The following is a 26,003-nucleotide window of genomic DNA, read 5'->3' as shown; positions in this document are numbered from 1 at the left end:
TCTTTATTTTCCGCGCTATATCTCCAGGTTCCAGATGTCGTCCCCGACATAGTGGATGTTTTTGACGGATTTTCCTTTCTCCTGTCCCCTCATCTCTGCGGCATCGAGGAGTGCGACCCCCACGGCGAGCGGTTTGCCGTGGCGCTCTTCGACGATCTGCACCGGCGCTCCCGCCCGGACGTCGTCCCCGATCTCCACAATGCCGGGACGCATAATATCCGCTCCGTTCACGACGAACCTGATTGCACCCTGGTCGACGACGACCTTCCGGGCGGAGAGGGGGTGCTCGACGAGCCCCCGCACGGTCGGAAAGACCCACGTTCCGTGCCGCATCAGCTGCGGCTTTCTGTCGACCAGGTAGATATTGAGGTCGGTATCGGTCTCCACGCGTTCGATGCGGTCGGTGACGAAGAGTGCGGCTGCATCACCGATCTGATCCTGGAGATTGGCCTTCAGCTCGGTGAGATGCGATTTCCTGATGGTGTGGCGCTTTTTTACGGTTATCCTGGACATTGTTGCAGACCTCATCGGGTAAAATATACGGCGGGACGTGTCTATCCCCCAAATTCGGTTATATTTAAGTAGCTTCCTCACTCAAATATATTACTCCAGAATGGACGGCACAGGGTAATCATATGACGCGAAGACCGTTAGATATTTTAGATCAGGTACTGAATCGTCAGCCCGTTATCATCAGTCTCAAAGGTGGAAGGGAGATTCGGGGTGTTCTGCAGGGGTACGACGTACACATGAATCTTGTACTGGACAAAGCGGAGGATGAAGTCGACGGCACCGTCAGGAAGCTCGGCACCCTCATCGTCCGCGGAGACAATGTGATCTATATTACACCATCTATCGAGTAATCAGGTGATACGACATGAGTAAAGGCACACCTTCAATGGGAAAGCGGAATAAGAAGACGCACATCGCATGCAGGCGGTGTGGGAGGATCTCCTACCACGCACGGCACAAGGTCTGCTCCTCCTGCGGTTTCGGGCGGAGCAGCAGGATGCGCAGCTACAACTGGACCGACAAGAAAGCGAAGGTACCGACCCACTAGAGTTGTATCATGTGTGGTATCGTTGGCATCGTCGATGCTGGCGGTGTTTCGTTCCAGCTGTATTATGCCCTGTACGCTCTCCAGCACCGCGGGCAGGAGAGCGCAGGGCTCTCCACTTTTGACGGGAAAACACTCTATAAACACAAAGGGCAGGGGCTCGTTGCCGAGGTGTTCGACGAGGAGATTCTCTGCAGCCTGAAAGGGAGCGTCGGTGTCGGGCACGTCCGGTATCCGACCACCGGCGCAAAGATTCCCGAGAACGTTCAGCCCTTCAACTTCAGGTACGCCGGACGGCACCTTGCGATCATTCATAACGGCAACCTGGTCAACACGCCCGCTCTCCGGCAGGAGTACGAACAGCGCGGGCAGATCTTCTGCACGACCACCGATACCGAGGTCATCGCAAACATCATCGCCGACGAGCTCCGTGTCTCAAACAGTATGGAGGACGCGGTGCTTCTCTGCATGCGGCGCCTGCAGGGTTCGTACTCCGTCGTCATCATGCTGAACGACACGCTGTACGCCTTCCGCGATCCGATGGGTATCAAACCGCTCTGCATTGGGAAGACGGAGCAGGGATACGTCGTCGCCTCGGAGAGCGTGGCGGTGGATGCACTCGGGGGAACGTTTGTCCGGGACATCAGACCCGGCGAACTCGTCACCCTGAACGAAAGCGGTTTTTCGTCGACGCAGATTGCGGTTGCAAGCCATACGGCGCACTGCATCTTCGAGTACGTCTACTTTGCCCGGGCTGATTCCGTCATGGACGGCATCCTCGTCTACGATGTGCGGCAGAGTATCGGGCAGAAACTCTACGAGTCGGACCGCCTCAAGCCCGACATCGTCTGCCCGGTGCCCGACTCGGGCACGGCCTATGCGGCCGGGTATGCCGTGCGTTCGGGCTGCCCGTTCCTCGAAGGCCTGATGAAGAACCGCTACATGGGCAGGACGTTCATCATGCCGACCCAGAGGCAGCGGGAGCAGGCGGTCAGGATCAAACTAAACCCGATCCGGGGCAACCTCAAAGACCGGAAGGTGGTGCTGGTCGACGACTCGATCGTCCGCGGGACGACCTCGCGGCGGATCGTGGAGATGATCCGGGAGGCAGGCGCCGATGAGGTGCACGTGCGGGTGGGCTCGCCTCCCATCATAGCCCCCTGCTACCTGGGTGTCGATATGCCCACACGGACGGAGCTGATTGCGAGCGGGAAAGAAGAGGAGGCGGTCAGAGACAGCATTGCAGCGACGTCCCTCACCTACATCTCTCTTGAGGACCTGGTGGAGGCGATCGGGATCGATGCGTCCAACCTCTGCACCGGCTGCCTGACCGGCCACTATCCGGTTGAGATCCCGGGAGAGAAGTCCTGCCGCCGCGCCGTCACCTACGTCGACGGCACATACCAGTCGAACCTCAAACGGTTCGGGACCGAGCAGGAAACCTCCTGATCTTTTTTCACCGATTCCGGGCGTGAACCGTGATATACGAGGAGATCCCTCACGGATCGGCTGAATCTCCCCGAAATTGTCAACGCAGATCCGGTCGGATTCTTCGGTAGTGCTCCAGCATATCACTGATAGTGATCTCAGAGAATCCGACCGAAATTACGTTTGCGCACCAACCGGCATTCATGATAAAAAATACCCTGGGGAGAAGATTTCCATGATCGGGCTTTGGTGAAGCTCTCTTCCGGCTGTCATTCTTCCCTGACGAGATTGGTGCCGAACCGGGCCTGTTCCCGAAGTTCGGCCTTTTCTCTCACGCATGCCCTCATGCCGCGGACTGTGGTGGCTATCGCCATGGGGGTGGGGCTGACAGGGGTCTCCCCCTCCCCCGTCTTACGCAAAAGATCCGCACACCTCACCCCCCACCTCACCCGGCCTCCGGCCTCCTCCCCCGCCCCCAGGGACGGGGCAGTCATGGCGATACCCAATGGAACGCCGTGCCCCGGATTGCAACCGATCGGGAATGCCCGGAGACGATCTCAACAAAGGTAGCATCAGTTGTTTCGTAGGGCGCTACCGATTCTTCTGCCATCCCATGTGCAGTTCTGGTCATGGGGGCTCTCGAAACATCTGCCGGACAGGGCGCAGAAAGGTCTGATGCAACGGTGAAACAGGGACGAAGAAGAAGAACAATCTCTATAGCGAGGGATGGATTTGAACCATCGATCTACGGGTTATGAGCCCGTCGGGATTTCCTGACTACCCCACCTCGCTCCTCATAGTATGAGAGCTATACTTCATTGTATGTGGGACCATATATACGTTTGCATGCCGTTTTTTCTCCGGGACGGCTGCCGATCGCAACACCGATATATACCTCCTCCTCACTAACCTCACTTCTATGGAGGAGAAGAAACTTGAAGATGATGAACTGGAACGCCTGCGGCAGCAGCGGCTCCGTCAGATGCAGGAGGCTGCGATGAAACAGCCGGAGGGTGGTGTGCTGGAGCTCACCGATATGAATTTTGCCGAGACCATCCGCAAACATGCCTACGTTGTCGTCGACTTCTGGGCGGAGTGGTGCGGTCCGTGCCGGATGGTTGCCCCGACGATCGAAGAGCTGGCCGGCGAGTATGCGGGAAGGGTTACGTTCGGCAAGTGCAACGTCGATGAGAACAACCGCACTGCTGCAAGCTTCGGGATATCTGCGATTCCGACGATCCTGTTCTTTGCGAACGGCCAGCTGGTCGAGCGGATCATCGGGGTGCAGCCGAAATCCGTCATCCTGGCACGCATGGAGCGCTCTTTCGCCTCTCTCTGATGCCTGCCGCATCAGAGATCGCTTTTTTTGAAAAAAAAGTTAGGATGCGTCGGTTGAACCCGGAGCCGGCGCCAGGTTCCGATCGACCAGCCAGCCCACTCCCAGCGCAGCGGCCGAGAGGGGCAGGGCGATGACCAGCGGGTCGATGACCGGCCACGGCATCGGGAGGAGGCTCTCCGCACCGAAGAGGAGCTCTGCAAGGCCGAGCACTGCAGACTCTTTTACGTGGATAAAGGCCGTCCAGACAAACCAGACGACGGCACCCGTCACCATGCTGTACTTCGCGGCCCGCAGCGACGGCCGCTCCGAGAAGAGCGCCTGGACATAGGCCGGGAGGAACGCGGCGGCGCCAAGACCCATGAACATCGCCGTCGCCCGGGCGATGATGCTGCCGGGCATGACGTAGGCGAGCAGGACCGAGACGACGATCATGGCTATGGTGGCGAGCTGGATCGTCCGCATCGACGGCTTCTCGCGCCGGGTATGCCGCCAGATATCGTACCCGAGACTCGTCCCCATGGTGTGGAAGAGCGAGCTTAAGGTCGACATGGCGGCGGCGAGGAGCGCCAGCATGAAGACGATGACGAAGAGGTCCGGCATCGCCGTGTTGATGTAGTTTGGGATGATCGTATCGATGTTCCCGTTCGTCGCCGCCTGCAGGGCAATGACGCCTTCGGTCTGGTAGAAGTAGACGTTGGTCAGCGGCCCGACCGTGAAGGCGACACCGGTCATCATCAGGATGAACGGTCCGCCGACCAGCACCGCCCTGTTGAGCGCCCTGCTATCCTTGACCGTCATGAATCTGACGGCGAGCTGCGGCTGGGCGAGGACACCGATCCCGACGCCGAGGACGAGGGTGGTTATCAGGGTATACCAGATCGGAGACCCGAGCTCCGGCATCGACGCCCACCCGGTCATCCCGGCGGCCGCAAGCGCGGAGGGCACCTGACCCGAGAGCGCGTCTAGTGCTGCGTGGGCGTTTATAACGCCCCCGAGGAGCGTGTAGGTGAGCACGAGCAGCGCCGTCATGCCGACGAGCATGATCGCGCCCTGGAGGGCGTCGGTGTACATGACGGCGATGAGGCCTCCGATCACGACGTAGAGTGCGACGACTGCGGCGAAAGCGAGCAGCGCCGTATCGTACGGGATCTGGAGCGTACTGGTGATGAACTGCGCTCCGCCAATCAGGATTGCGGCGGTATAGAGCGGCATGCCGACGACAATCAGAATGCCGGTGAAGGTCTGTAAGAAGGGCGAGCCGTAGCACTTCCCTATCAGATCCGGGAAGGTGACTGCGCTGACGCGCTGCCCGATCCGCCGGGTTCTCTTTCCGAAGATCACGAAGGCGATGAGGACGCCGACGCCGATGCAGAGGACGGTCAGCCACATCAGTCCCATCCCGAGCTGCGCCGCCGCACCGCCGAAACCGATGATCGCTGAGGTGGAGATGAAGGTGGCGCCGTAGGAGAGTGCGAGGACGACCGGGTGGATCTTCCTCCCGGCGACCATGTAGTCGTCGTGTCCCCGGGTCTTCCGGTAGCCGAGATAGCCGAGGCAGATGACCATCAGGAGGTACACGACGGTCACCAGGGCGAACGTGAGGGTATCAACTGCCATGACTATCATCCAGCCCTATATTCCAGTTCAGAAGGCCGTACAGGATACACGCAAGCGTAAGACCAATCGCAAGCACGTATGCAAACCAGATCGCGGGATCAGTAATTCCGAGCATAAATAGTCCTCCCGGTAACGGATTACCGGTTCAATACACGGGAACGCGGGCGTCGTGCCGGTTCCCTATCTAAAGCTGAAGAAAAAGGCGAATGCGTTCTGCACGTCGGTGCAATCGGGGTTCACGCAAAGATGCGCCATAGGTGAATTCCCGATATGCGTATACGCACCTGATATTTAACGGTTGTTTATCGCAGTTCTCCGGGCCGGCCGCACGGCGCATCCGGAGGGTGCGCGGGTTCACGGCAACGAATGGCCTTTTTCTGATAGGAGAGCCAACAGTTCGGCACAGGAGAGGGCGCCTGTGGTGATGGTATGACCGGTATCGTTGAAGGGACGGCAGAGCTTGCGCTCGATCTTCTCGTCCGGACGGTGCCGGTGGTGATCTTCGGTGTCTTCATCGCAGAGGTGCTGATTGCGCTGCGGGTCACGGATGCGATAGCCCGGTTTGCCCGCCCGATCACGTCGTTCGCGCACCTCCCCGATGCCTGCGGCACGAGTTTTCTGATGGCTTTCCTCTCGTCGCACGCGGCGGACGCAATGCTGGTTGATTTCTACCATAACGACCGGATCGGGCGGCGGGAGCTCATCATCGCCGCGCTGATGAACTCGTTCCCCGGCATCGTCATGCACTGGCGCTACCTGCTCCCGGTCTACGTCCCGCTCCTCGGCACGGTCGGGGTCGCTTACTTTATTATCCTGATGGGGATCGGATTTGTCAAGACCGGTATCGTGGCGGTGGCAGGGAGAGTGCTCCTTCCGCCCCCGACCGATGATGGAGACGCCGCCCCTTCCGGCAGGGAGCGCGGGCCGTGGAGAGAGACCGTTACCGAAGCATGGCAGTCCTCGAAAGGGACGCTCCGGCGCATCCTCCCGATCATGATCCCGACGCTCATCATCGTGGCGTTTCTCATCGAGCTCGGGGTCTTCGATGCGTTCTCGGCGTACTTCAGCGGCATCAGTGCCTACTTCCCTGTCCCGGTCGAGGGGATCAGCATCATCGCCGCCAAGTTCGGGTCGTTCGTCGCCGCTGCGAGCGTTGCCTCCGCCCTGCTCGCGGCTGGTGAGATCTCAGGGAAAGAGGTGATCGTCACGCTGCTCGTCGGAAACCTCCTCTCCAGCGTTGTCCTGGCCTTCCGGTGGTTCGGTTCGTTCTACGTCGCCATCTTCGGCCCGAAGCTCGGGACGGAGATTATGCTCTACTCAACCCTTCTGCGCGACGGCATCACCCTGGCGGTGATCTTTCTCCTTGCCTGGGTCTGGTTGTAGAGCGGCCGGCTAGTAGTGGCGCCGCAGGAACTCCCGGATCATCGCAGATTCGATCCAGCCGCTGTCCAGCCGGTTCACGATCCCCTGGATGGTATAGGCCTGCTCGATGATCTTGCCGGATGCCGGGTTCTCCTCGAGGCACGCGAGGCCGACGATCACCTGCAGCGGGTTTCTGATATGGTCGCCGAGGATTGCAAACTGCTCGATATTCCGGTCAATCTGCCCGTAGGCCTCGCGCTTCTCCTCCTCGAGCTCCGAGAGTTTCAGGGCGGATCCGAGATCGTTTGCGAGGGTTGCAAGCAGATTGGTCTCTTCTGCGGTGAAGCTGCCGCCGTCGGTGCGTGCGACGGCGATGACGCCGACCGGTTCAATCCCGGCGATCATGGGGATTGCGCGGACATCGCCGATGGAGTCCGGCCACCTGTCGCGGGATTCGGCATCGGCCGCCTGCCGCGATACGATGCTGCCTGTCTTGTAGGCGGATTCGATGAGGCGGCGCAGCGGACGGTGGTGCGCAACGATGGTGTAGTGCTCGTCGGAGATGGCGAAGAGGGAGACCTTCTCGCTCTTTCCGAGCCAGATCGACACGATCAGCCCCTCCCGGATATGACCGAGCCGGTAGCAGGCCTTGCGGAGGAGGCTATGTTCGTCCCGCTCCCGCACGAGGATGCCGCCGAACTCGCTGGCGCCCCGGAGCATCAGCTCGGCCTCCCGCCGCTCGGTCATATCGACCACGGTGCAGACCGCGGTCGACGGAGAGAGCGCGCCTGCAGAGAGCACCATGTAGCGCATGGACCCGTCCCTGGTGGTGAATGTTCCTTCGTAGTTATCGATGGTGTTCTCCTTCTCGAGCAGGTAGAGGAACTGTTTGAGTTCGTCGTTCTTCCTCCAGACGCTCTTGATGGCGGTCCCCGTCAGTTCATCGGACATATAGCCCAGCATCTCGGCGCATCGCCGGTTCACCTCGGTGATCTGCAGGCTGCGCAGGTCGACGAGAAAGATCCCGGCCTGTGAATTGCCGAAGATGCTGTGGTACTTCTTCTCCTGGTCGCGCAGGCGGCCGACCAGGTAGGCGATGATCCCGGATATCCCGACCATGACGATAAAGCGGATCGTCCCTTCCGTTATCGCGAGCATGTCGGGGTACGTGAAGAAGTAGACCATCATGGCGTAGAGCGAGGCGAGGACGACGGCGAGGACGAACCCTCGCTGCGGGTGCCGGTATATGGCAAGGAGGATGGGGATATAGAAGAGGTGCGGAAAGATGCCGGTGATCTGGTGCCACAGGCTATATGCCGTGATGAGGAGGGTAACTACCGACAGTACCAGGACGGCTATGAGCCATCTGTCCGAGAGATATCGCCATGCGGAGAGGGACGAACACCCCATAGCCCTACATAGGGGGCATTAATCAATAAACCCTCCGGTATTGTGTCTTTGATTCCGATCCGCTCCTGCAGTGTTGCCGCATCCGGATTTCAAAGAGTTTTCTGTCGGATTCTCCGGTTTCCACCAACTCCCACGCCGTCCGGGAGAGGTGTGAGGAGGCGTCTCCCCCTCAGATCTCGATCAGCCGGTAGTCGCTCTCGCCGAGATCGATCTCTGCTGCGTAGGCGATCTGGTAGCGCCCGTCCGTATAGCTCCACGTTCCCTGGAACTTGTCCCCGCCCGGTGCGTGGTGCTGTTTCAGGAGCGATTGCCGGAACCCCGTCTGGCTGTTGACGAGATCGTAACTCGCATGATCGATTGCCACCGGATCGGTGGATGCGAGTATGCCGATATCGGGGACGACTGCAGCGTCGCTCCAGGGAACGCAGTCGCAGTCCGGGGTGATGTCCATCAGGAGGTTGACATAGCCGATCCGCCGCTCTTTTCCGACCGTGGCGCCGAAGGCATACTCGACCATCCGCTCGAGAAACGGCCGGATCTCCGTCGTCCAGTCGAACTCGATCGCCCCTGCAGGGCACGAGCGCATGCAGTCGCCGCAGCCGACGCAGTGTTCGGGGTTGAACCGTGCGCGTTCCCCGGTCATCGTCATCGCCGCCCACGGGCAGACCTCGGTGCATTTCCCGCAGCCCGTGCACGCCGCTTCGTCGAGGAGCGGGCGGCCTGCGTGCTGCTCAGCCTTGCCGACGGGCGGTGCGCACCCCATCGCGAGGTTCTTGATCGCCCCACCGAACCCCGCGAGGTCGTGGCCCTTGACGTGCGAGAGGACGATCATGCTGTCGGCGGCTGCTATATCCCCGGCGATCCTGACCGAGGCGAAGTGCTGTTTTCCGACGTTCACCTCGGTGAAGTGGCCGCCCCGCAGCCCGTCCGCGATGATCACCGGGGCACCCGCCACAGCGTAGTCGAACCCGTGCTCGACGGCGGTGACGATATGGTCGAGCGCGTTCGACCTGCTGCCCGCATACAGCGTGCCGGTGTCGGTGAGGAAGGGTTTTGCCCCCTGTTCCTTCAGCCGGTCGACGATCTGCCTGACGAAGACGGGCTTTACGAAGGTGTCGCAGCCCCGCTCGCCGAAATGGAGTTTGACGGCGGTCAGATCGCCCGGCCGGACGAGGGCCGGGAACCCGGCGGCGTCGAAGAGGCGCCGGAGTTTGGCAATTCTGCTCTCGCTGCTGCTCCGTGCCCGAATATCGGCAAAGTAGACGTCTGCTGTCATGAAAGCGATGTACTCCTGTACCACTGGATGGGGGCCGTGTGCCCGATAAAGGTAACTACGGGAGGGGAGAGAGGACGATATCCCCGTTCGAGGTGAGGATCGTGATGGTCGCTCCTCCGCTCCCGAGTCTTCCCTGCAGGGTCGTCTCCCCGGTCTCTTCGACCGTGATAGGGAGATCGGTGGCGACGATCCTGCCGCCGCTCGTTCCGGCGACGATGGTTGCGTTCAGATCGGGTGCTATCTTCAGGCGGATGTCGCCGTTGCTGGTGGTGACCGAGACGTTGTCCCGGATCGCGGGGATGTCTGCAGATATCCTCGCGTTGGTGCTCCTGATGGTATCGATCCCCCCGGGGTTCTGGATCGCAATCTCGGCGTTGCTCGTCACCGCTGAGACGTAGCCGGTCACGTTCCGGAGCGTGATCCCGCCGTTCGTGGAGGTCGCCGCGAGATCGCCCGTCGTATCCGTCACCGCAACCTGTCCGTTCGACGTCCGGGCGAGGACGACCCCCGCCCCGGTTGCGGTGATATTTCCGTTCGAGGTGATGAGCCGTGCGTCGCCTCCGGTGCCTGCGAGGACGATATCGCCGTTGGTCGTCGAGACGGTATCGACGGCGACCGACGCGGGAATCCGGATCCGCTCGTCGACCGAGACCTGCACGGTGTCCCGCGCCCGCACGGTCTCGACCCGGAGGGGTTCTTCCTCGCGGACGATGATCTCGACGAGCGAGAGTTCCTCTTGTGCAAGCGGCGTTTGTTTGACCGCGCTGATCGAGACGGCACTCATGTTCCCGGTGGTGAGGTGCACGTCCCCGTTGCGGTTCTGCACGAAGAGGGCTGTTCCGGGCGTTACGGGAACCGTCAGGTTGACCTCTTCTGTCGCGCCTCCGCCGAAGAGCGGCGGGACGGTGCAGCCGGAAGAGCAGACGAGCGCCGTCGTCAGCACCAGCAGCAGGATGGCCGCTGCTTCGGGTTTTCCGTTCAGTATCGTCATGTGATCACCGCTTTGCGGAAGGTCTGCCAGGCGACGGCGTACATCACCGTTGTGAAGGTCGCCAGCGCGCCGAATGCGATCAGGATATCGATCGCCGTGTAGGAGTAATGGGTGCCGATAGCAAAGAAATCACTGCCGATGGTGAAGTAGCGGATGCCGGTGACCAGGTAGGTGAGCGGGTTGAGCACGGAGAGGGCCTGGAGAAAGGGAGGGAACGCCTGAATTGGGTAGAGTGCGTTCGAGACGAAGAAGAGCGGGAGCGTCAGGAGGGTTATCACTCCCTGCAGCCCTTCGGGGCTCTCCATCCGCATGGAGATGGTGGAGGAGAGGAAGAGAAACCCGAGCGAGAAGACGCCGACGAAGAGGAGCAGGCCGAGCACCGAGTAGGCTATCTGCAGCGGCGGGTAGCCGGGGAAGAAGTTCACCCCGATGAGCAGGCCGAAGACCATGATGATCAGCACCTGGATGAAGGACTTGGTCATCCCAGAGAGGCTGATCCCGATCATGATATCGGTCCGCGGTATGGGGCTCGCCATCATCTCCCGCATCAGCCCCCAGTTCTTATCGAAGAGGAGGCTGATCCCGCCGAAGAGGCTGGTGAAGAGTGTCGTCATCGCGATCACCCCGGCGGCCATGAAGGTGAGGTACTCCACGGAAAAGGCGCCCGCCGGGACCGGGACGGCGCTCGTCAGCCGGTCGAAGTTGCTGGACATCGCGACGCCGAAGAAGGCCATCCAGAGCGCGGGCTGGAGCAGCGACGAAAAAAGCAGCGCCCGGAACCGGACAAACCGGATCATGTCCCGCCAGTAGATGGTCAAAAACGCCATCCTCACGACCCGCCCCTCCCTGCTTCGCCGGTATCCCGGAGCTCCCTGCCGGTGTAGTGGACGAAGACGTCGTCCATGGAGGGTTTTTTGAGGTTGACGCTCCGGATGGCGATCCCCTCTCCCCGCACCCGGTCTATGACGGCCGGGAGGCAGCGGCTGCCGTCCTCGGTGATGGTGACGACGAGGCCGCGCGGCGATGCCATGGTGTTCCGAACGCTTTTGAGGCTGCCGAGCGCCTTCTCCGCCGCCCGGTTGTCGGTCGTCTCCAGGTAGATGACGTCCTCGCCGAGGGCGTTCTTCAGGCTGTCGGGGGTGCCGGTGGTGACGATCTCCCCGTGATCGATGATGCTGATCCGGTCGGAGAGGGTGTCCGCCTCGTCCATGTAGTGCGTGGTGAGAAAGATCGTCGTCCCTGCTTCGTTGACCTGCTCGATGTAGTCCCACATCTTCAGGCGCGTCTGGGGGTCGAGGCCGATCGTCGGCTCGTCGAGGAAGAGCACCTGCGGCTGTGTCATCAGGCCGCGGGCGATCTCGAGCCTTCGCTTCATCCCTCCTGAGAGGTTCTTCGTCCGCTCGTCCCGTTTCCCGGTCAGTTTCACGATACCGAGCATCTCCTCGATCTTCGCCCGCCGCTCGTCCCGCGGGATCCCGTAGAGCCGGCCGTGAAACTCCATCGTCTCCCGGACCGTGAGGTCGCGGTCGAGCACCTCGTTCTGGAAGACGACGCCGATCGATTCCCGCACCCGCGCAGGCTCCCGCGCCACGTCGTAGCCGGCGATCCGCACCCTCCCGCTCTGCAGGGGGAGGAGGGTGATCAGCACGTTAATGGTGGTGCTCTTCCCCGCCCCGTTCGGCCCCAGGAACGAGAAGATCTCGCCCTCCCGAACCGAGAAACTGATCCCTTTCACCGCCTGAAAGCCGTCGAACGCGTGCGTGAGGTTCTCGACTTCGATGATGTCTCCGCCCATGCGATCCTGCTCCCTACTCTTGCTCGCGGCATATCTCCCTTTCCGTCAGGTGCCCGTCTTCGCCCCGCCTTCCTGCACCCGCCGGAAGCCGAGCACCCGGAGCGAGAGGACGAAGACGAGGTAGATGACGCCTGCGGTGACCAGGAAGGTGACGGCGCCCAGCTGCTCGTAGAGGAGTCCGCCGGCGATCAGCCCGACGATGCTCGCGAGGCTCCCGGCGCTGCTCGCAAATCCCTGCACCGCTCCCTGGTAGCGCTTCCCCGCAAACTTTGAGAGCGCCGAGAGGGTCGACGGCCACATCAGCCCGTTGCCGACGGCGATGAAGACGGCGGCCAGGTAGATGAGCAGCAGGTTGCCGGTGGCGAGGAGGATGAAGTTCACCCCGAGGACGGCGCTCCCGGCGACGATCAGGTAGCCTTCGGCGATCCGGTCAGAGAGCCGCGAGAGCACCGGCCCCTGGACGAAGGCCATCATGCCGCTGAGCGCCGCGAGGTAGAGGCCGAGTGTGGTGGAGGTCCACGCGAGCGGGCCTGCGGCATAGACTGGGAAGGCGGTGTAGAAGATGTTGAATCCGAGGTAGATGAGGAAGTAGAGGAGCAGGATGTAGGGGACGTGGCGAAGGGTGAAGACACCGCGGAAGGAGAGCCCCGCGTCCTCCTCTTCGCCCTCGATCCGGTAGCACTCCTTCTGCTCCTGCCCGAAGACTGTCCTGATGCCAGGCTTCTCCGGTTTTTCGGTGATGCGGCAGGGGCGCCGCTCAGGAAGCCAGACCGCGACGACGATCACGCCGATCAGGGCGATGATGAGCGCCGCGAGGACGGGCGGGACCTGCCCGTAGCGGGTGCCGCCGAGCAGCGCCGCAAGCGCCGGGCCGAGGATGAACCCGACGTTCGATGCGACCGACATCCGGCCGTAGTTGCGGTTCCGCTCCGCCTCTTCGGTGATGTCGGCGAGGTAGGCGTTCGCCACCGAGACGTTGCCGCCGGTGATCCCGTCGAGCGCCCGGGCGATGAAGAGGACGAGGAGCGGCAGGGTGAGAGTGAAGGCGCCGAGAATCCCGGAGTCGACGGCGGCGAGCACGGTGACCGGGAGGAAGAGTGCGGCAAGGAAGATGCACCAGGATATGAATGTCCCGGCCTGCGAGAGGAGGAGGATCCTCTTGCGCCCGTAGAGGTCGGACGCCCGGCCGAGGAGCGGGGCGCCGGCAAGCTGGAACGCCGGGTAGGTGGAGCCGAGCAGCCCATAGATGAGGGCGTTTCCCCCGAAATCGTTCACCAGGAAGACCAGGAACGGGAGGACGATCGAAAACCCGAGGCTGCCGATGAAGCTCACCGCAAAGAGCGGGTAGAGCGTCTTTGCGGGCACTCTTCCGGGGCTGTCTGGCGGCGGAGGCATGGCGGCGTCGCACCGCCATACCCGGTGCGGGTTCATATAGCCTTTGGCGTGCGCCGGCGGGGATGCGGAAGGTGAACATAGGATTGTCGCGGAAACCTCTTTCCGTGAAGCGGTATGTGCGGGCGGCAGCTTGAGGCGATGCCTGGGCAGAACCGCTGCCTGATCCCGGCCGACGGGTTCTTCGCGTGGCGGGCGGGGAGACGTTTATCCGGCCGGTGAAGCGGCGGTGAGTTTCATCACCCCGGCTGCATCGCATCCTCGGTCTCGGCCGGCCCAGACGGCATCCCGGGAGCGGTCACCTCCGGCGGCTGCCGGGAAGTCGGCGGCTGGAACCGGAGTGTCCGGAGTGCAAGGAAGAAGACCGCGAGGATGGTGCCGGCCGAGATGAGGAAGGCAACGGCTCCTATCGCCTCGTAGAGTACGCCACCGAGGATCAGCCCGACGATGCTCGCCAGACTCCCGGCGCTCCCGGCAAACCCCTGCACCGAGCCCTGGTAGGTCTTCCCGGCAAGTTTTGAGAGGAGCGAGAGGAACGACGGCCACATCAGCCCGTTGCCGACGGCAAAGAGCACGGCGCTCGCGTAGATGAGCAGCAGGTTCCCGGTCACGAGGATGGCGAACCCGGCGCCGAGGATAATGGTCCCAGCGATGATCAGGACAGCCTCGGCGTAGCGCTTCGAAAGCCTGGCGAGCACCGGCCCCTGCACCGCCACCATCATCACGCTGATGGCGGAGTAGTAGATCCCGAGCTCCGCCGCCGTCCAGGCGAGGCCGCCTGCGGCAAAGGCCGGAAACGCGGTGTAGTAGATGTTGAACCCGAGGAAGATGAGGAAGTAAAGTCCGAGGAGGAACGGGACATGGGCGAGCCGGAAGGCCCCCCGGAAGGAGAGCTGCTCTTCGCCCCCGGCGAAGTAGCAGTCGCGGTGCTCCTGCCCGAATACCTTTCTGACGCTCCCCTCTTCGAGGCTCCGGTCGATGGCGCACCGGTTCGACTCCGGCAGCCAGAAAGCGATGATCAGGGTGCCGGCGACCGAGATCAGGAACGCCGCGATCACCGGGAGGATCTCACCGTAGACCGTGGCGCCGAGGACGCCGGCGAGGGCGGGGCCGACGATGTAGCCCATGTTCGAGGCGACCGACATCCTGCCGAAGTTTTGGTTCCGCTCCACATCGTCGGTGACGTCGGCGAGGTAGGCGTTCGCCACCGAGACGTTTCCGCCGGTGAGCCCGTCGAGCGCCCGGGCGACGAAGAGGACGAGGAGCGGCAGGGTAAGGACGAAGATGCCAAGCAGCGCCGAGTTTACCGTCGCCACCGGCAGGAGCGGCATGAAGAAGGCGGTGATAAAGATCCCCCAGGCGACGAGGGTGCCCACCTGGGAGAGGAAGAGCACCTTCCGCCTGCCGTGGATATCGGACCAGCGCCCGAGGACCGGCGCCCCCAGAAGCTGGAAAGCCGGGTAGGTGGAGGCCAGCAGCCCGTAGACGAGGGCGTTTCCGCCCCACTCCTCCACCAGGAAGATCAGGAACGTGAGGACGATCCCAAACCCCAGCGTCCCGATGAACGTGACGGCGTAGAGGGGAACGAGTGCCCGTCCCGTGAACCGTTCGGGCGATCTCGGGGGCTCTGGCAGCAGCGGCATCGACGGCGCTGATGCCGGGAGGGGTGATATATCTTTCCGGCCTCACGGCGGAGCTATCGTTCGCCGCTCTCCGCGAGCCTGAGAAACTCCCGGACGGTTTTAAGGTACTCCTCGCTCTTCTCGAGATGGTGCTCGTGCGAGGCGTCCGGGAAGACCGCGATCTTTGCCCCCGGCACCAGGCCTGCATAGTACGCGGTCGTCACCGGCGACGCCTCGTCATGCTCCCCGCAGGTGAAGAGCACCGGGACGGCGATCCCGCCGAGCCGCGGCGTGCAGTCGTAGTCCCGCAGGGTGCCGGTCACCGTAAACTCGCTCGGCCCCCACATCCGCTCGTAGACCGGAAACCCGAGTTTCTCGAACGTCCTGTTCAGGCAGTCGGGCCAGGGCTCCAGCCGGCAGACGTGCCGGTTGTAGAAGACCATCATCGCCTCCTGGTACTCCGGAGACGCAAAATCGCCCGACGCCTCGCCCTCCCGTATCGCCGCCCGGACGTCCTCCGGCAGGTCTGCGATGTGCGCCTGCTGGTCTGCCGCCCAGCGGCCTGCGCTGAGGCAGGGGGCGGAGAGGACCAGGCTCCGCGCCCTGTCCCGGCCGGCCGTGAGGGTATACTCCACCGCGAGCGCCGTGCCCCAGGACTGCCCGAGGATATGCACCCGGTCAAGGTCGAGAGCCGTGCAGACGGCATCGATCTCCGCGACGGAGCGGTTCACCGTCCAGAGCGACGGGTCGCCCGGGCGGTCAGAGTTGCCGCCGCCGAGCTGGTCGTAGAAGATGACCGGCCGCTCGTCCGCAAGGGCTTTGAGCGGTTCGAGGTAGTCGGAGGACGCCCCCGGTCCGCCGTGGAGCACCAGCAGTGGGGTTCCCGGCGCGTCGGCACCGACGATCCGGTACCAGATGTTCCCGCCGGGGACCGGGATGAACCCCTCCCGGTCTCCCTGTACACTCTCTTCTTTCTGCACCTCCTCTCCGGCGCCGGACGTCAGGAACACGGCACCGGCGAGCAGCAGACCGATGCCGCACGCACTGAGTATGAGTATCACCTTCGCTGAATGGTTCGCCATGGGACTGGCCTCTCCGGCCGGTATCCGCCGGTTCTGCGGCAGACCGCCGGTCGGTTTCCGAAAAGGAGTAGTCGGGCGCCGGAGAAAAAAGGTTCGGTTTTGAGTCTGCAGCCGGAGGATTCGGGGACGTTACCGGGCGGGAGCGGCCGCGAGCTCGACCTGCGCCCGCCGCGCCATCTCCATCTTCACCCGCCGGATATTCTCGGCCTGGTCGCGCTGCGCCATCTCGCCGCCGACCTGCTGCACCACGATCTCGCTCGGCACGCCTCCGGTGTTGACCGCACGCTGGTAGCCGAAGGTCGCCCAGTCGCCCGGGAGGTCGCTGAGCCGCTCGAACATCATGTTCCGCGGCATCAGGTCGAGCTGCTCATCGACGATCCGCCTGACGTAGTCCTTGTTCGGCTCAAAGACGATCAGCGGCTCGATGACGTCGGTCTGCAGGACCTCCCGCATGTCGCGCTTCTCGTACTTCTGCAGGAGGTTGTTGCAGATGGAAAAGTGCGTGATCTCCATTCTGGCGAACTGCTCCCAGATGCTTTTTATTCGCGAGTCGGTCTCCGTCGCTGCGCAGGAGAAGTAGTTGTAGGCCTCAGCGAGCTGGATGAGCGCCATCTTCTCGAGCATCGTCTCGCGCGGATCGCCGAGGAGGCCGTACTGGGTCACGTGCTGCTCTTCGATCTCGGCGATCTCGGCGTAGAGCTTGCGGGCAAGATCATCGGGATACATGAACCCGTGCGACTTATAGAAGAGCTCGGTCTGCTGCTCGCCCGCAACGATGGTGATGGAGTTCATCTTCGTCTTGGCATCCGCCGTGTCTTTGTCGTAGTGCTTGCGCATGGAATCGTCGGGGTGGCGGTGCTCGATGCTCGTCGGCCTCCCCGGCTTTGCTTCGGTCTTTCCCTGGGTGATCGAGTCCGGGTCGTTCCCCTCGAGCACCTCTAAGAGGCAGCCGTAGCGGTAGAGGTGATCGAAGTCCTCGATCAGGGCATAGTCGAGCACCGACTTGACATACGGGTCGGACTCGTTCTTCGCCAGGTTGGCGGTGAGGTCGACGGCCACCTGTTCGTAACCGATCGTCGTCTCGAGGACGGACTGGTCGGCGGGGTTGAGCCAGTTTACCGTCTGCTGCTGCTGTGAGTCAGCACGCCGGATGAGGGCGAGAGCCCGTTTTATCTCGGGCTCCTCGATCATCCGCTCCATGGCGTGTGAGGTGAGCACCGCGTTATTCTCAATGCCGTTCATGAGGATGACCCGTGTCCTGGTGTAGGCGTCGACCGACCGCTTGTTGTACGGGTCTTTGATCATCTCGTTCCAGCTCATGAACTGCTCTTCCATCGGTATCCCGTCCATCTCAAAGGGTTTGAACTGCGCCATACTCATTTTCCCTCCTGGCGTTCCCGGCCTGCCGGATCGCGGACAGCAGCCGGCAAAAAGAGACGAAAGCAGGGATATACGCTCGAACCCCCGGGTTCATCTCCCACGCTCCGGGTCGCCCCCCTTTCCGGTCGGTGGTGATAAAATCTTCTCTCAGAGATGTGTGTCCGATACGGCGGTGCCGGGTGCCTGCACGCCTCTCCCGGGCTGAACCTCCGGCTGAAATGAATATAAATGGCAGGACGAAGTTTTCGGGGAGCACTGCATATGGTCTCGCCGTTCCTTCAGAGCCGTCTGGACCAGTCGCCGGACGGGCAATGCGAAAAGAGGTGCAGGTTTTTGGGGATGTCTTGCCTACAGCCCGACGATGCGCAGGCATGCCCCGAAAAGCAGCCCTGACATCGCCGTGGTGGCGGAGAGCGCCGCCAGGGTGATGCAGTTCAGAACCGGGCCGAGCAGCACCTGGTTGTACGTCGGGTTGAGGTGCAGACGCCGCACCGCCCGCACCGGCTTTACCGTCGGCGAGATGGCAGGTTTGTACCGCTTGATCTTGACCATGCTCGTTTCACCTCCATGCAGTACCGAGACCGGGGAGCTGTCCCCTCTCAGACGTGGGTATCTTACTTGACCTTTTCTCCGTACAGCTATAAATGCCTTGGCGTAACGGGATCTCCTTCGGACTCCGGTACCAGTCAAATACCGGGCGATCCGTCCTGTTGCTTCCGAAAGGTGTGCATTCCTGGCTGATTGAGGTGGTGGCCGCAGGTTTCGGCCGCGCCGATCTCCGGATCGCCGGAGGGCCGTTTCAGGCGGCAGATACGATAGATTTATTGATGCAGGAGGCTGCTGGTATGTCATGGGATCCGGGAAGTCGTCCGCATGAATCGGTATCTGCGTCTGCTCCTCTACGGCATCATCGCACTCGGTGTCTATTCCGGTGTCAGCTTCTGGGTCGGGGGGCGGGTAAACTGGGTGGTGGCCGTCGGCACCGCTATCGGTGTCATGCTTGCGTACTACTTCGTCTCCGTCCGCCAGGCGCAGTGATACGGCGGAGTTCTGTCCCGGCCGGGAGCGTGGAGAAACGTTTTTCAGAGGGCTGGAAGAAACTTCGGGCAGGAGGATTACGTCGTGCTTGGCAGAGTCAGGGCAGAGTGGGAGCGGGCACGGACGGTGGTGGTGCACCGTCCGGGAATGGAGATGTTCTTCGGGCTTCTGGAACCGTATGAAGCGCTGTATGAACGGGCGTTCAGCCGCTACGAGGCGCGGCGCGAGCATGAGCAGCTGGAATACGTCCTCGGGCGTGAGTTCGGCGCGACCGTGATGCGGCTGAAGGAGACGGTTCTCGATGCCGCCGATCGCGACCCCGTCATGCGACGGAAGCTCATCGAGCTGGCGCACGAGACCATCGCCTTCAGCGGTGACCCGAAAGAAGTCACTGCAGCCAGGGAGATGTTCTTCCGGAACGCCGATGCGTTAGACTCCCAGCACTTCTTTACCATCCTCCTCATGCATCCGCTCATCGAGATGGGGCGGGGCGGCGAAGAGCGCGGGATCCGGGTGGACGTGACGGGGCGCCAGCCGCTCGCGAACCTCTACTTCATGCGCGATCAGCAGGCGGTAACGCCCCGGGGCGTTGTCGTCTCCAGGATGGCCAAGCACCAGCGCCGCCGCGAGCCGCAGATCACCCGGCTCCTCTGGCAGGTCCTCGACCTGCCGGTCTTCTGCGAGGTGCAGGAGCCGGGGACCCTGGAAGGGGGCGACTACATGCCGATGGGGACGTTCGCGCTCCTCGGCCTCGGCAACCGGACTGACCGTGCAGGGATAGAGCAGTTTCTCGCCTCCGATCCCGGCTTTGACGAGGTGGCAATCGTTCACCAGCCGGGGCACCCGCTCATCCCGACCTCCCGCCCCGATCCGATGATCGACATGCACCTCGACACCTACTTCAACGTCGCATCGAGCGGGGTGGTCATCGGGTCGGAACTGCTCCTGAAGGGGGCGGAGGTGGAGGTCTGTCACCGCACCGGGCCAGGCGCCTACGAGTGCAGCCTTCCGGCGACCAACCTCTACGACTACATCCGGGAGAAGGGGTTCGCCGTCATCGGCCTCTCGACGCTTGAACAGCTCTCGTATGCCCCGAACGTGCTCTGTGTCCGTGACGGGACGATCCTCACCGTCGAGGGGGAGCGGATCATGAAGACCGTCCTGAAAAACCTGGAGAGGAAAGCCGCCACCGACCCCGAACGTTACGGAAGACTCCTTTATCAGGCGCAGCAGGACTACCGGCGCATCCGCACCGCCGGGCAGTTCTTCCCGCACAAAAAAGAGATCTACCAGCACGACATCGAGGCATATCCCGTGATGCTCGAAAATCTGACCGGCGGCTACGGCGGCCCGCACTGCATGACCTGCGTGCTTGAGAGGGGATGAGATGACGGAGCGGCGCGTACTGATTGCCCTCGGGGGGAACGCCATCCTGCGGCACCAGGATACCGGCACGGCGGAGGAGCAGTTCTCCACCGTCAGAAGGACATGCCGGCATATCGCGGAGATCGTCGCGGACGGGTATACCGTCGCCGTCACGCACGGCAACGGGCCGCAGGTCGGGGACATCCTGCTCAAGAACGAGATCGCCCGCGATACGCTCCCACCGATGCCGCTCGACGTCTGCGGCGCCGAGAGCCAGGGCATGATCGGCTACATGCTCCAGCAGTCGCTCTCCTGCGAGCTGCAGGCGGCAGGATACGCCCGCCCGGTCGTCACCGTGCTGTCGCAGACCCTCGTTCACCGGGACGACCCGGCGTTCGAGCACCCGGCAAAGCCGATCGGCCCCTACTACACGGCGATGCAGGCCTCGAACCTTGCGAAGGAGAAGGGATGGCGGCTTGAGAACGAACCCGGACGGGGATACCGGAGGGTCGTCCCCTCTCCGGAGCCGGTCGCCATCCTGGAGGCGGAGAGCGTCCGGTTCCTCTTCGACCGTGGTTCGATCGTCATCGCCTGCGGCGGGGGCGGGATCCCGGTCGTCGCGGGCGAGGACGGATGGCTGCAGGGGGTCGAGGCGGTCGTGGACAAGGATCATACCGCAGCGCTCTTCGCCGGCCTCATCGGTGCCGACGACCTGCTGATCCTTACCGATGTAGAGAAGGTGGCGCTGCACTTCGGGAGGCCCGACCAGGTCGACCTGGACTCGCTGACGGTCGCCGAGGCCAAAAGATATCTCGCAGACGGGCAGTTCCCGCCCGGAACCATGGCGCCGAAGATCGAGGCGGTGATCCGGTTCATCGAATCGGGCGGAGAGCGTGCGATCGTCTCGTCGCTGGATCGGGCACGCGATGCACTCGCCGGAGAGGCGGGAACAGTCATTGCACGGTAGTGTCCGCAGGAGATCTGCCGAAGGTTTATAACCCCGGTACCCTATACAGCCGCTCCGGTGAGAGTAAATGGCGGATGTGCAGGGTAATTTCTGGACCGGCGTCATCGTCGGGTGGATCGTGGGGCTCATCCTCGGCCTTTTCCTTCCGATCATCGGCCCGCTCGTCGGCGGGTTCGTTGCAGGGTGGATCGCCCGTGCCGGTGTCTGGAATGCGGGATGGGCGGGGCTGCTTGCAGGTATCCTCGGGGCGATCGTTATTGCGATCCTGATCCTGCTCGGGGCGACGTTCCTCCTCGGGGCGCTTGGGTTCATCACCGGACTCGGAGCAACGATCATCATCATCGTAGGTGCGTTCATCTACCAGGGCGTCCTCTCGTTCATCGGCGGCCTTATTGCAGGGGCGCTCCGCCGGTAGGCGGGAGGGACATTCCATTCCCTTTCTTTTCCTGGAGACGCGGTTTCATGGCACCCATATCCGGTTTATACTGGCGCTCCGCCCTGGTCGGGCTCTTCTTCATGCTCTTTGTCAGTCCGTTTTTCCCGGTTGGAGGCCCGATTCTCGGAGGGATCATCGCCGGGTATCTCGGCCCTCCGGGAGCCGTGCGGGGCGCCGTCGCCGGGCTTCTGGACGGGCTCATCGTCGCGGCCGTCCTCTCGATACTTGCTGTCGTCGGGGGTGCCGCCTTCCTCGGGGCGCTCGGATTCCTGATCGGCCTTGGTATCGCCGTGGTTCTCTTTGCGCTGGCTCTCTACTTCGGTGTCCTCGGTGCCGTCGGCGGCGCGATCGGCGGAGCCCTGAAAGAATGGAGGGTCGGCAGCCGGTAGAGGAGTTCTGCTCCATTCCGTGCATCCGGTGTTTTCGTGCGGCAGCCAGCCGTCTGTTCGTCCCCCCCCCTTTTATACCGGCGAAGGGCATATCTGATTGGGATACCCGCAGGATGGATCCCCTGCGGCATGGGATTGTTGCTATCAGGAGGAGAAGGCGTACGGATCAGAGCAGAGCACCATCATATTCGCGCAGCGTTATTCTGGCTCTCGTCACCGTCGCCACGTTTTTAAACCCGTTCACCGGTTCCGCAATCAACCTTGCCCTTCCGGCAATCGGTTCTGAGTTCTCCGTCGACGCCACCACTCTTGCATGGGTCTCCAGTGCGTACCTCCTTGCTTCGGTCATCTTTCTCCTCCCTGCGGGCCGGCTCGGCGACTCCCGGGGACGGATCCGGATATTCATCCTCGGAACCTTCGTGTACATGGCAGGCTCCCTGCTGACGGTCTTCACCGCGTCGATAGAGATGCTTCTCGTCTTCCGGTTTCTGCAGGGGATCGGGGGTGCACTGATCTATGCAAACAGCGTGGCGCTCATCACCCACCTCTATCCGCCCGGTGAGCGGGGATACGCCATCGGGATCAACGTCACCGCAGTCTATGCGGGGCTCTCCCTCGGGCCGTTTCTCGGCGGTCTTCTCACCCAGTTCTTTGGGTGGCGGAGCATCTTCTTCGTCACCGCCGCGCTGGCGGTACCGGTGCTGCTCTACGGCGGAAAGTTCCCTGCCTTCTTAAACGAGCGGCACCAGGACCGCTTCGACGTCCCCGGTCTGCTCCTCTCGTCGGTCTTCCTCTTCTGCTTCTTCATCGGGCTTACCCAGGCCACCACGCCCATGGGGATGCTGCTCCTCGCCGTGTCGCTCGTCCTCGGCATCGCCTTCTATCTCACCGAAAAGCGGCAGCCGTCCCCGCTCCTCCCGGTGACAACGCTCGAAAAAAACCGGGTATTCGCGTTCTCCAACGCAGCTGCACTGATTAACTACAGCGCTACCTTTGCAGTGGCTTTCCTTCTTTCGCTCTACCTCCAGTACATCCGGGGGCTTGAGCCGGCAGCGGCAGGCACCCTCCTCCTGATCCAGCCGGTCGTGCAGGTCTTCGTCGCCCCCGTCGCCGGCCGCCTCTCGGATCGGATACTGCCGGGCTACGTCGCCTCTGCCGGCCTTACCGTCTCCGCCGTCGGTCTCCTGGGCTTCACGTTCCTCACCCCGGCGACACCGGTTGCGGTGATCGCCGCCCTGCTCCTGGTCGTCGGTATCGGCCTCGGCCTCTTCTCCTCCCCGAATACCAATGCCATTATGAGCAGCGTGGAGCCCCACCTCTACGGGAGCGCATCCGCGATGGTTGCGGCCATGCGGTCGCTCGGGATGATGGTGAGCATGGGCACAGTCATGGTGATCTTCGCCGTGATCATGGGTGCGACGACGGTGAACCCCGATATCTTCCCGGAGTTTCTGGTGAGCGTGCAGGTGAGTTTCGCCGTCTTCTTCATCCTCACCGTTCTCGGGATCTTTCTCTCTCTGCAGCGGAACCGGACGGACGAAGAGATAGAAGCCCGGTGAAGACGGCGACGCCTTCTTCAGGATTGATCTGCCGGAAAAATCCCGAACAACAGTCCTGGTTTCGGAATTCCGAATAGGAATGATTAAACCTCTGGATGTTGTGTGATCGGTACGGAATGGAACTCGCGATCGGAAAGACCGGAGACCGCGACCTTGTGGTCGACGCCCAGGAGCTGGTGACGGGACGCACCTGCATCATCGCACAGTCCGGCGCCGGCAAGAGCTGGAGCATTGCGGTCCTCTGCGAACAGCTCTGCAAGGCCCGTATCGGGTTCTGCCTCATCGATACGGAGGGTGAGTACTTCTCGCTGAAAGACCGGTTCGAACTCTGCTGGGTCGGTTCCGGCGACGACTGCGACGTCGACATCGAGCGGGTCGATCTTGCGGAGCTGATGCGAAACGCCATCAAATCCGGCACACCGGTCATCTACGACGTCTCCGAGACGCAGATGCAGGAGAAGGTTACGGAGCTGACGACCGTGCTCTACGACCTCGAATCGGAGCTCCGGAAACCCTATCTGCTCATTGTAGAGGAGGCGGACAAGTTCATCCCGCAGTCGGGTGAGTCGATCAAGAAGATCGAGGAGATCTCGCGCCGCGGCCGGAAACGCGGGCTCGGGATCCTCGTCGCCACGCAGCGCCCGTCACTTGTGGTCAAGAACGTCCTCTCCCAGTGCAACAGCCAGATCATCGGGAAACTCTCCATTGAAAACGACCTCAAGGCGGTCGGCGTCTTCTTCGGATCGCGCAAGGAGGTCGAAGAGCTCTCCGCCCTCGAACCGGGCGAGTTCTTCGTGATGGGCAGTCTTGCGCGGGAGAAGGTGAAGATGCGGTTCGGCCGGAGAGAGACCGAACACCGGGGGCTGACGCCGAAGCTCGCGCCCGGAAAGCCGGCACGGCAGAGTACGCCCCGCACGCCCCGGGCGCACCCACCGCCACAACCTCCGCAGCCCCCCGCCCCGCGCCCCACACCGGCCGACGAAGGGGTGGACGAGGCGATCGTACCGGTCCTGATCCGGGAGGAGGCGATCGACATCGCGAAATCCAGGCGGCGGCGAAAGTTTCCGTTTCTGGATCCGGAGGAGCGGATCGTCGCCGCGGACGCCGTCTACTGGCCGCTGGCTCAGGTCGAGGTGAAGTACATCGGCGGCCTTCTGCGCAAGACGACGAAGACGGCGTCGTTCGTTCTCGACCTGGTCGCCGGCCGCCTGGTGGACGTGAACCGCGGGATGAAGATGAAGCCGGGCTTCTCGGAGCTCTTCGGGCTCGATGAGACGGCGGTGAAGATCATCGCCCGGCTGCCGCCCGGAGGATCGACGCTCCCCGAGATCGAGGCGGATACCCGCGAAGCGCCGGAGACGGTGAAGAGGGCGGTGAAAGATCTCGAAAAGCGCAAGCTCGTCACCGAGGTGAAGACCGCCGGGAAGGCGACGGTCTTCATGCCGCTTCTGCTGCACGAGATCCCACGGCTGCAGTCGCTCCGGCAGAGCCTGCAGGTGAAGACCGAACCGCTCCGCGGTTCGCCCCGTCCGCAGAAGATCCGGGAGTCGGACCTGCGTTCTCTTCTCAAAGCCATCGAACCGACCCTAGAGATCGCGGGGTGGAGGACGGTCTATTACCCGGTTTATGAGGTTGTCCTTGCCGCCGAGGACGGCGAGCGCCGCCTCTACCTGGACGGCATCTCCGGGAGGGATCTGCCGCTCTCGTCCGTATAGCGGGAGGAGCAGGCCGACCCGATCCTTTATCTGGGAATACGGCACACTCCGTGTCATGGATGAGATGCGATCGGAAACCGGAAGTATGGACCGGTGGAAATGCTCCAAGTGCGGCTACGTCTACGACCCGCAGTACGGCGACCGGGACGGCGGGATCGCACCGGGGACCGCGTTCGAGGACCTGCCCGAGGCCTGGAAATGTCCGCGGTGCGGTGTTGGCAAGAATAAATTTGTGAAGAAAGCGCCGAAATGAGATGACGGCCGGCAGTCGCCCGGCAGCGGGCGTGACGATCGGGCTGGTCGTTTCCCTGCTGCTCATGCTGCTCCTTGCCGCCTCCGGCTGCACCGTGCCCCAGGTGCAGCCGCCGCCTGCGCCGACGCCCGAGTTCCGCTCCGAGTCGGTGGGATACGACGACCGGGTGGTCTTTCGTTTCATCCCGGATACGTCGCAGCCGGCGACCTACTTCGTGACGTATGATATTACCCGGAACGGCAATACGGTGACGTCCGAGGTGCAGGCCGTCTATGAGGGCGTCGTTCGGAGCGGTCCCATCGAATTCACCGTGGAGCGTGGGCCCGGCGACGCTGTTGAGATTGCGATCACCGTCGTGAACGCAGACGGTGTGGAGGTGCATATGAGCCGGATTGCTGTGCGGAGCGGCGTGGGCGCAGAGAACTTCACGGTGGAGAGCACCCGGGAGATGCGGAGAGACTAGCAAAGGGTTCTTTCATGTCCCCTCCCGCGGGATGTGAGCCGGCGGCGCGGCGTTCCGACGCTCCTCT

General features: G+C 62.6%; 27 protein-coding genes and 1 tRNA gene. 14 read left to right on the top strand and 14 right to left on the bottom strand.

What is annotated here, in order from left to right; translation table 11 throughout:
- Positions 1-15: 15 nt before the first annotated feature.
- Positions 16-513, bottom strand: a complete 498-nt coding sequence (locus tag FGU65_RS07695) for an RNA-binding protein (RefSeq protein ID WP_301663852.1) — start codon at positions 511-513, stop codon at positions 16-18.
- A gap of 122 nt (positions 514-635) precedes the next feature.
- On the opposite strand from FGU65_RS07695, the gene FGU65_RS07690 reads away from it, so the two are divergent.
- Genes FGU65_RS07690 through purF form a run of 3 tightly spaced genes read left to right on the top strand, consistent with a single transcriptional unit; the run spans position 636 to position 2,506 of the window.
- On the top strand, positions 636-863 hold the full coding sequence (locus tag FGU65_RS07690; protein ID WP_301663851.1) for an LSM domain-containing protein: 228 nt from the start codon (positions 636-638) through the stop codon (positions 861-863).
- Positions 864-877: 14 nt separating this feature from the next.
- Complete coding sequence (locus FGU65_RS07685; RefSeq protein WP_301663850.1) at positions 878-1,060, top strand: 50S ribosomal protein L37e; 183 nt, start codon at positions 878-880, stop codon at positions 1,058-1,060.
- Positions 1,061-1,069: 9 nt separating this feature from the next.
- Positions 1,070-2,506, top strand: coding sequence for an amidophosphoribosyltransferase (purF, locus tag FGU65_RS07680; RefSeq protein ID WP_301663849.1), 1,437 nt, complete (start codon positions 1,070-1,072; stop codon positions 2,504-2,506).
- Between the two features lie 696 nt (positions 2,507-3,202).
- On the opposite strand, the gene FGU65_RS07675 is transcribed toward purF, so the two are convergent.
- Positions 3,203-3,277, bottom strand: a tRNA-Met gene (locus FGU65_RS07675).
- A gap of 127 nt (positions 3,278-3,404) precedes the next feature.
- Here FGU65_RS07675 and trxA point away from each other — a divergent pair.
- Positions 3,405-3,824 carry a thioredoxin gene (gene trxA, locus FGU65_RS07670; RefSeq protein ID WP_301663848.1) on the top strand — a complete coding sequence of 140 codons (420 nt, stop codon included), beginning with the start codon at positions 3,405-3,407 and terminating at the stop codon, positions 3,822-3,824.
- 39 nt (positions 3,825-3,863) lie between these two features.
- On the opposite strand, the gene FGU65_RS07665 is transcribed toward trxA, so the two are convergent.
- Together FGU65_RS07665 and FGU65_RS15890 are read right to left on the bottom strand one after the other, a co-directional pair.
- Complete coding sequence (locus FGU65_RS07665) at positions 3,864-5,441, bottom strand: sodium:solute symporter family protein (RefSeq protein ID WP_301663847.1); 1,578 nt, start codon at positions 5,439-5,441, stop codon at positions 3,864-3,866.
- Entirely contained in the window at positions 5,431-5,556 is a 126-nt protein-coding gene (locus FGU65_RS15890) for a symporter small accessory protein (RefSeq protein ID WP_367652365.1), read from the bottom strand. The genes FGU65_RS07665 and FGU65_RS15890 overlap by 11 nt, the downstream gene beginning before the upstream one ends.
- A gap of 314 nt (positions 5,557-5,870) precedes the next feature.
- Between FGU65_RS15890 and FGU65_RS07660 the strand changes: the two genes are divergently transcribed.
- Positions 5,871-6,824, top strand: a complete 954-nt coding sequence (locus FGU65_RS07660; RefSeq protein ID WP_301663846.1) for a nucleoside recognition domain-containing protein — start codon at positions 5,871-5,873, stop codon at positions 6,822-6,824.
- Positions 6,825-6,833: 9 nt separating this feature from the next.
- On the opposite strand, the gene FGU65_RS07655 is transcribed toward FGU65_RS07660, so the two are convergent.
- The 10 genes from FGU65_RS07655 to FGU65_RS07610 all read right to left on the bottom strand — a co-directional run bounded on the left by FGU65_RS07655 (position 6,834) and on the right by FGU65_RS07610 (position 18,303).
- Positions 6,834-8,213 carry a PAS domain S-box protein gene (locus FGU65_RS07655; protein WP_301663845.1) on the bottom strand — a complete coding sequence of 460 codons (1,380 nt, stop codon included), beginning with the start codon at positions 8,211-8,213 and terminating at the stop codon, positions 6,834-6,836.
- A 169-nt stretch (positions 8,214-8,382) separates the two neighbouring features.
- Positions 8,383-9,489, bottom strand: a complete 1,107-nt coding sequence (locus FGU65_RS07650) for a DUF362 domain-containing protein (protein ID WP_301663844.1) — start codon at positions 9,487-9,489, stop codon at positions 8,383-8,385.
- Between the two features lie 55 nt (positions 9,490-9,544).
- Positions 9,545-10,480 carry a DUF4097 family beta strand repeat-containing protein gene (locus FGU65_RS07645; protein ID WP_301663843.1) on the bottom strand — a complete coding sequence of 312 codons (936 nt, stop codon included), beginning with the start codon at positions 10,478-10,480 and terminating at the stop codon, positions 9,545-9,547.
- Complete coding sequence (locus FGU65_RS07640; protein WP_367652364.1) at positions 10,477-11,307, bottom strand: ABC transporter permease; 831 nt, start codon at positions 11,305-11,307, stop codon at positions 10,477-10,479. The genes FGU65_RS07645 and FGU65_RS07640 overlap by 4 nt, the downstream gene beginning before the upstream one ends.
- Before the next feature lie 2 nt (positions 11,308-11,309).
- Complete coding sequence (locus FGU65_RS07635; protein WP_301663841.1) at positions 11,310-12,275, bottom strand: ATP-binding cassette domain-containing protein; 966 nt, start codon at positions 12,273-12,275, stop codon at positions 11,310-11,312.
- A gap of 45 nt (positions 12,276-12,320) precedes the next feature.
- Positions 12,321-13,670, bottom strand: a complete 1,350-nt coding sequence (locus tag FGU65_RS07630) for an MFS transporter (RefSeq protein ID WP_301663840.1) — start codon at positions 13,668-13,670, stop codon at positions 12,321-12,323.
- A 236-nt stretch (positions 13,671-13,906) separates the two neighbouring features.
- Entirely contained in the window at positions 13,907-15,310 is a 1,404-nt protein-coding gene (locus FGU65_RS07625) for an MFS transporter (RefSeq protein WP_301663839.1), read from the bottom strand.
- Positions 15,311-15,363: 53 nt separating this feature from the next.
- Positions 15,364-16,371 (bottom strand): proline iminopeptidase-family hydrolase, encoded by a 1,008-nt coding sequence (locus FGU65_RS07620; RefSeq protein WP_301663838.1) that lies wholly within the window; start codon positions 16,369-16,371, stop codon positions 15,364-15,366.
- Between the two features lie 129 nt (positions 16,372-16,500).
- A complete protein-coding gene (locus tag FGU65_RS07615) occupies positions 16,501-17,745 on the bottom strand; it encodes a hypothetical protein (protein WP_301663837.1) in 1,245 nt (414 codons plus the stop codon).
- Positions 17,746-18,099: 354 nt separating this feature from the next.
- Positions 18,100-18,303, bottom strand: coding sequence for a hypothetical protein (locus FGU65_RS07610; RefSeq protein WP_301663836.1), 204 nt, complete (start codon positions 18,301-18,303; stop codon positions 18,100-18,102).
- Positions 18,304-18,624: 321 nt separating this feature from the next.
- Here FGU65_RS07610 and FGU65_RS07605 point away from each other — a divergent pair, with 321 nt between their 5' ends.
- The 9 genes from FGU65_RS07605 (at position 18,625) to FGU65_RS07565 (ending at position 25,936) form a co-directional block, all read left to right on the top strand.
- Entirely contained in the window at positions 18,625-18,789 is a 165-nt protein-coding gene (locus FGU65_RS07605) for a hypothetical protein (RefSeq protein ID WP_301663835.1), read from the top strand.
- Positions 18,790-18,873: 84 nt separating this feature from the next.
- The gene (locus tag FGU65_RS07600) at positions 18,874-20,175 is read left to right on the top strand and encodes an arginine deiminase family protein (protein WP_301663834.1); all 1,302 of its coding nucleotides are present in this window, start codon (positions 18,874-18,876) and stop codon (positions 20,173-20,175) included.
- Between the two features lies 1 nt (position 20,176).
- A complete protein-coding gene (gene arcC / locus FGU65_RS07595; RefSeq protein WP_301663833.1) occupies positions 20,177-21,121 on the top strand; it encodes a carbamate kinase in 945 nt (314 codons plus the stop codon).
- 67 nt (positions 21,122-21,188) lie between these two features.
- Positions 21,189-21,536: a DUF5518 domain-containing protein gene (locus FGU65_RS07590; protein ID WP_301663832.1), complete on the top strand. Its 348-nt coding sequence runs from the start codon at positions 21,189-21,191 to the stop codon at positions 21,534-21,536.
- Between the two features lie 47 nt (positions 21,537-21,583).
- Positions 21,584-21,946 carry a DUF5518 domain-containing protein gene (locus tag FGU65_RS07585; RefSeq protein ID WP_301663831.1) on the top strand — a complete coding sequence of 121 codons (363 nt, stop codon included), beginning with the start codon at positions 21,584-21,586 and terminating at the stop codon, positions 21,944-21,946.
- Positions 21,947-22,059: 113 nt separating this feature from the next.
- The gene (locus FGU65_RS07580) at positions 22,060-23,505 is read left to right on the top strand and encodes an MFS transporter (RefSeq protein ID WP_301663830.1); all 1,446 of its coding nucleotides are present in this window, start codon (positions 22,060-22,062) and stop codon (positions 23,503-23,505) included.
- 116 nt (positions 23,506-23,621) lie between these two features.
- Positions 23,622-25,220 (top strand): ATP-binding protein, encoded by a 1,599-nt coding sequence (locus tag FGU65_RS07575; RefSeq protein ID WP_301663829.1) that lies wholly within the window; start codon positions 23,622-23,624, stop codon positions 25,218-25,220.
- Positions 25,221-25,275: 55 nt separating this feature from the next.
- Positions 25,276-25,473: a rubredoxin gene (locus FGU65_RS07570; protein WP_437344441.1), complete on the top strand. Its 198-nt coding sequence runs from the start codon at positions 25,276-25,278 to the stop codon at positions 25,471-25,473.
- A 1-nt stretch (position 25,474) separates the two neighbouring features.
- Complete coding sequence (locus FGU65_RS07565; RefSeq protein ID WP_301663828.1) at positions 25,475-25,936, top strand: hypothetical protein; 462 nt, start codon at positions 25,475-25,477, stop codon at positions 25,934-25,936.
- Positions 25,937-26,003 lie beyond the last annotated feature (67 nt).

Source organism: Methanoculleus frigidifontis, from assembly GCF_030464345.1.
GTDB lineage: Archaea > Halobacteriota > Methanomicrobia > Methanomicrobiales > Methanoculleaceae > Methanoculleus_A > Methanoculleus_A frigidifontis.
The sequence above is the reverse complement of the archived record's forward strand: the minus strand, read 5'-3'. Positions and strand labels throughout refer to the sequence as shown.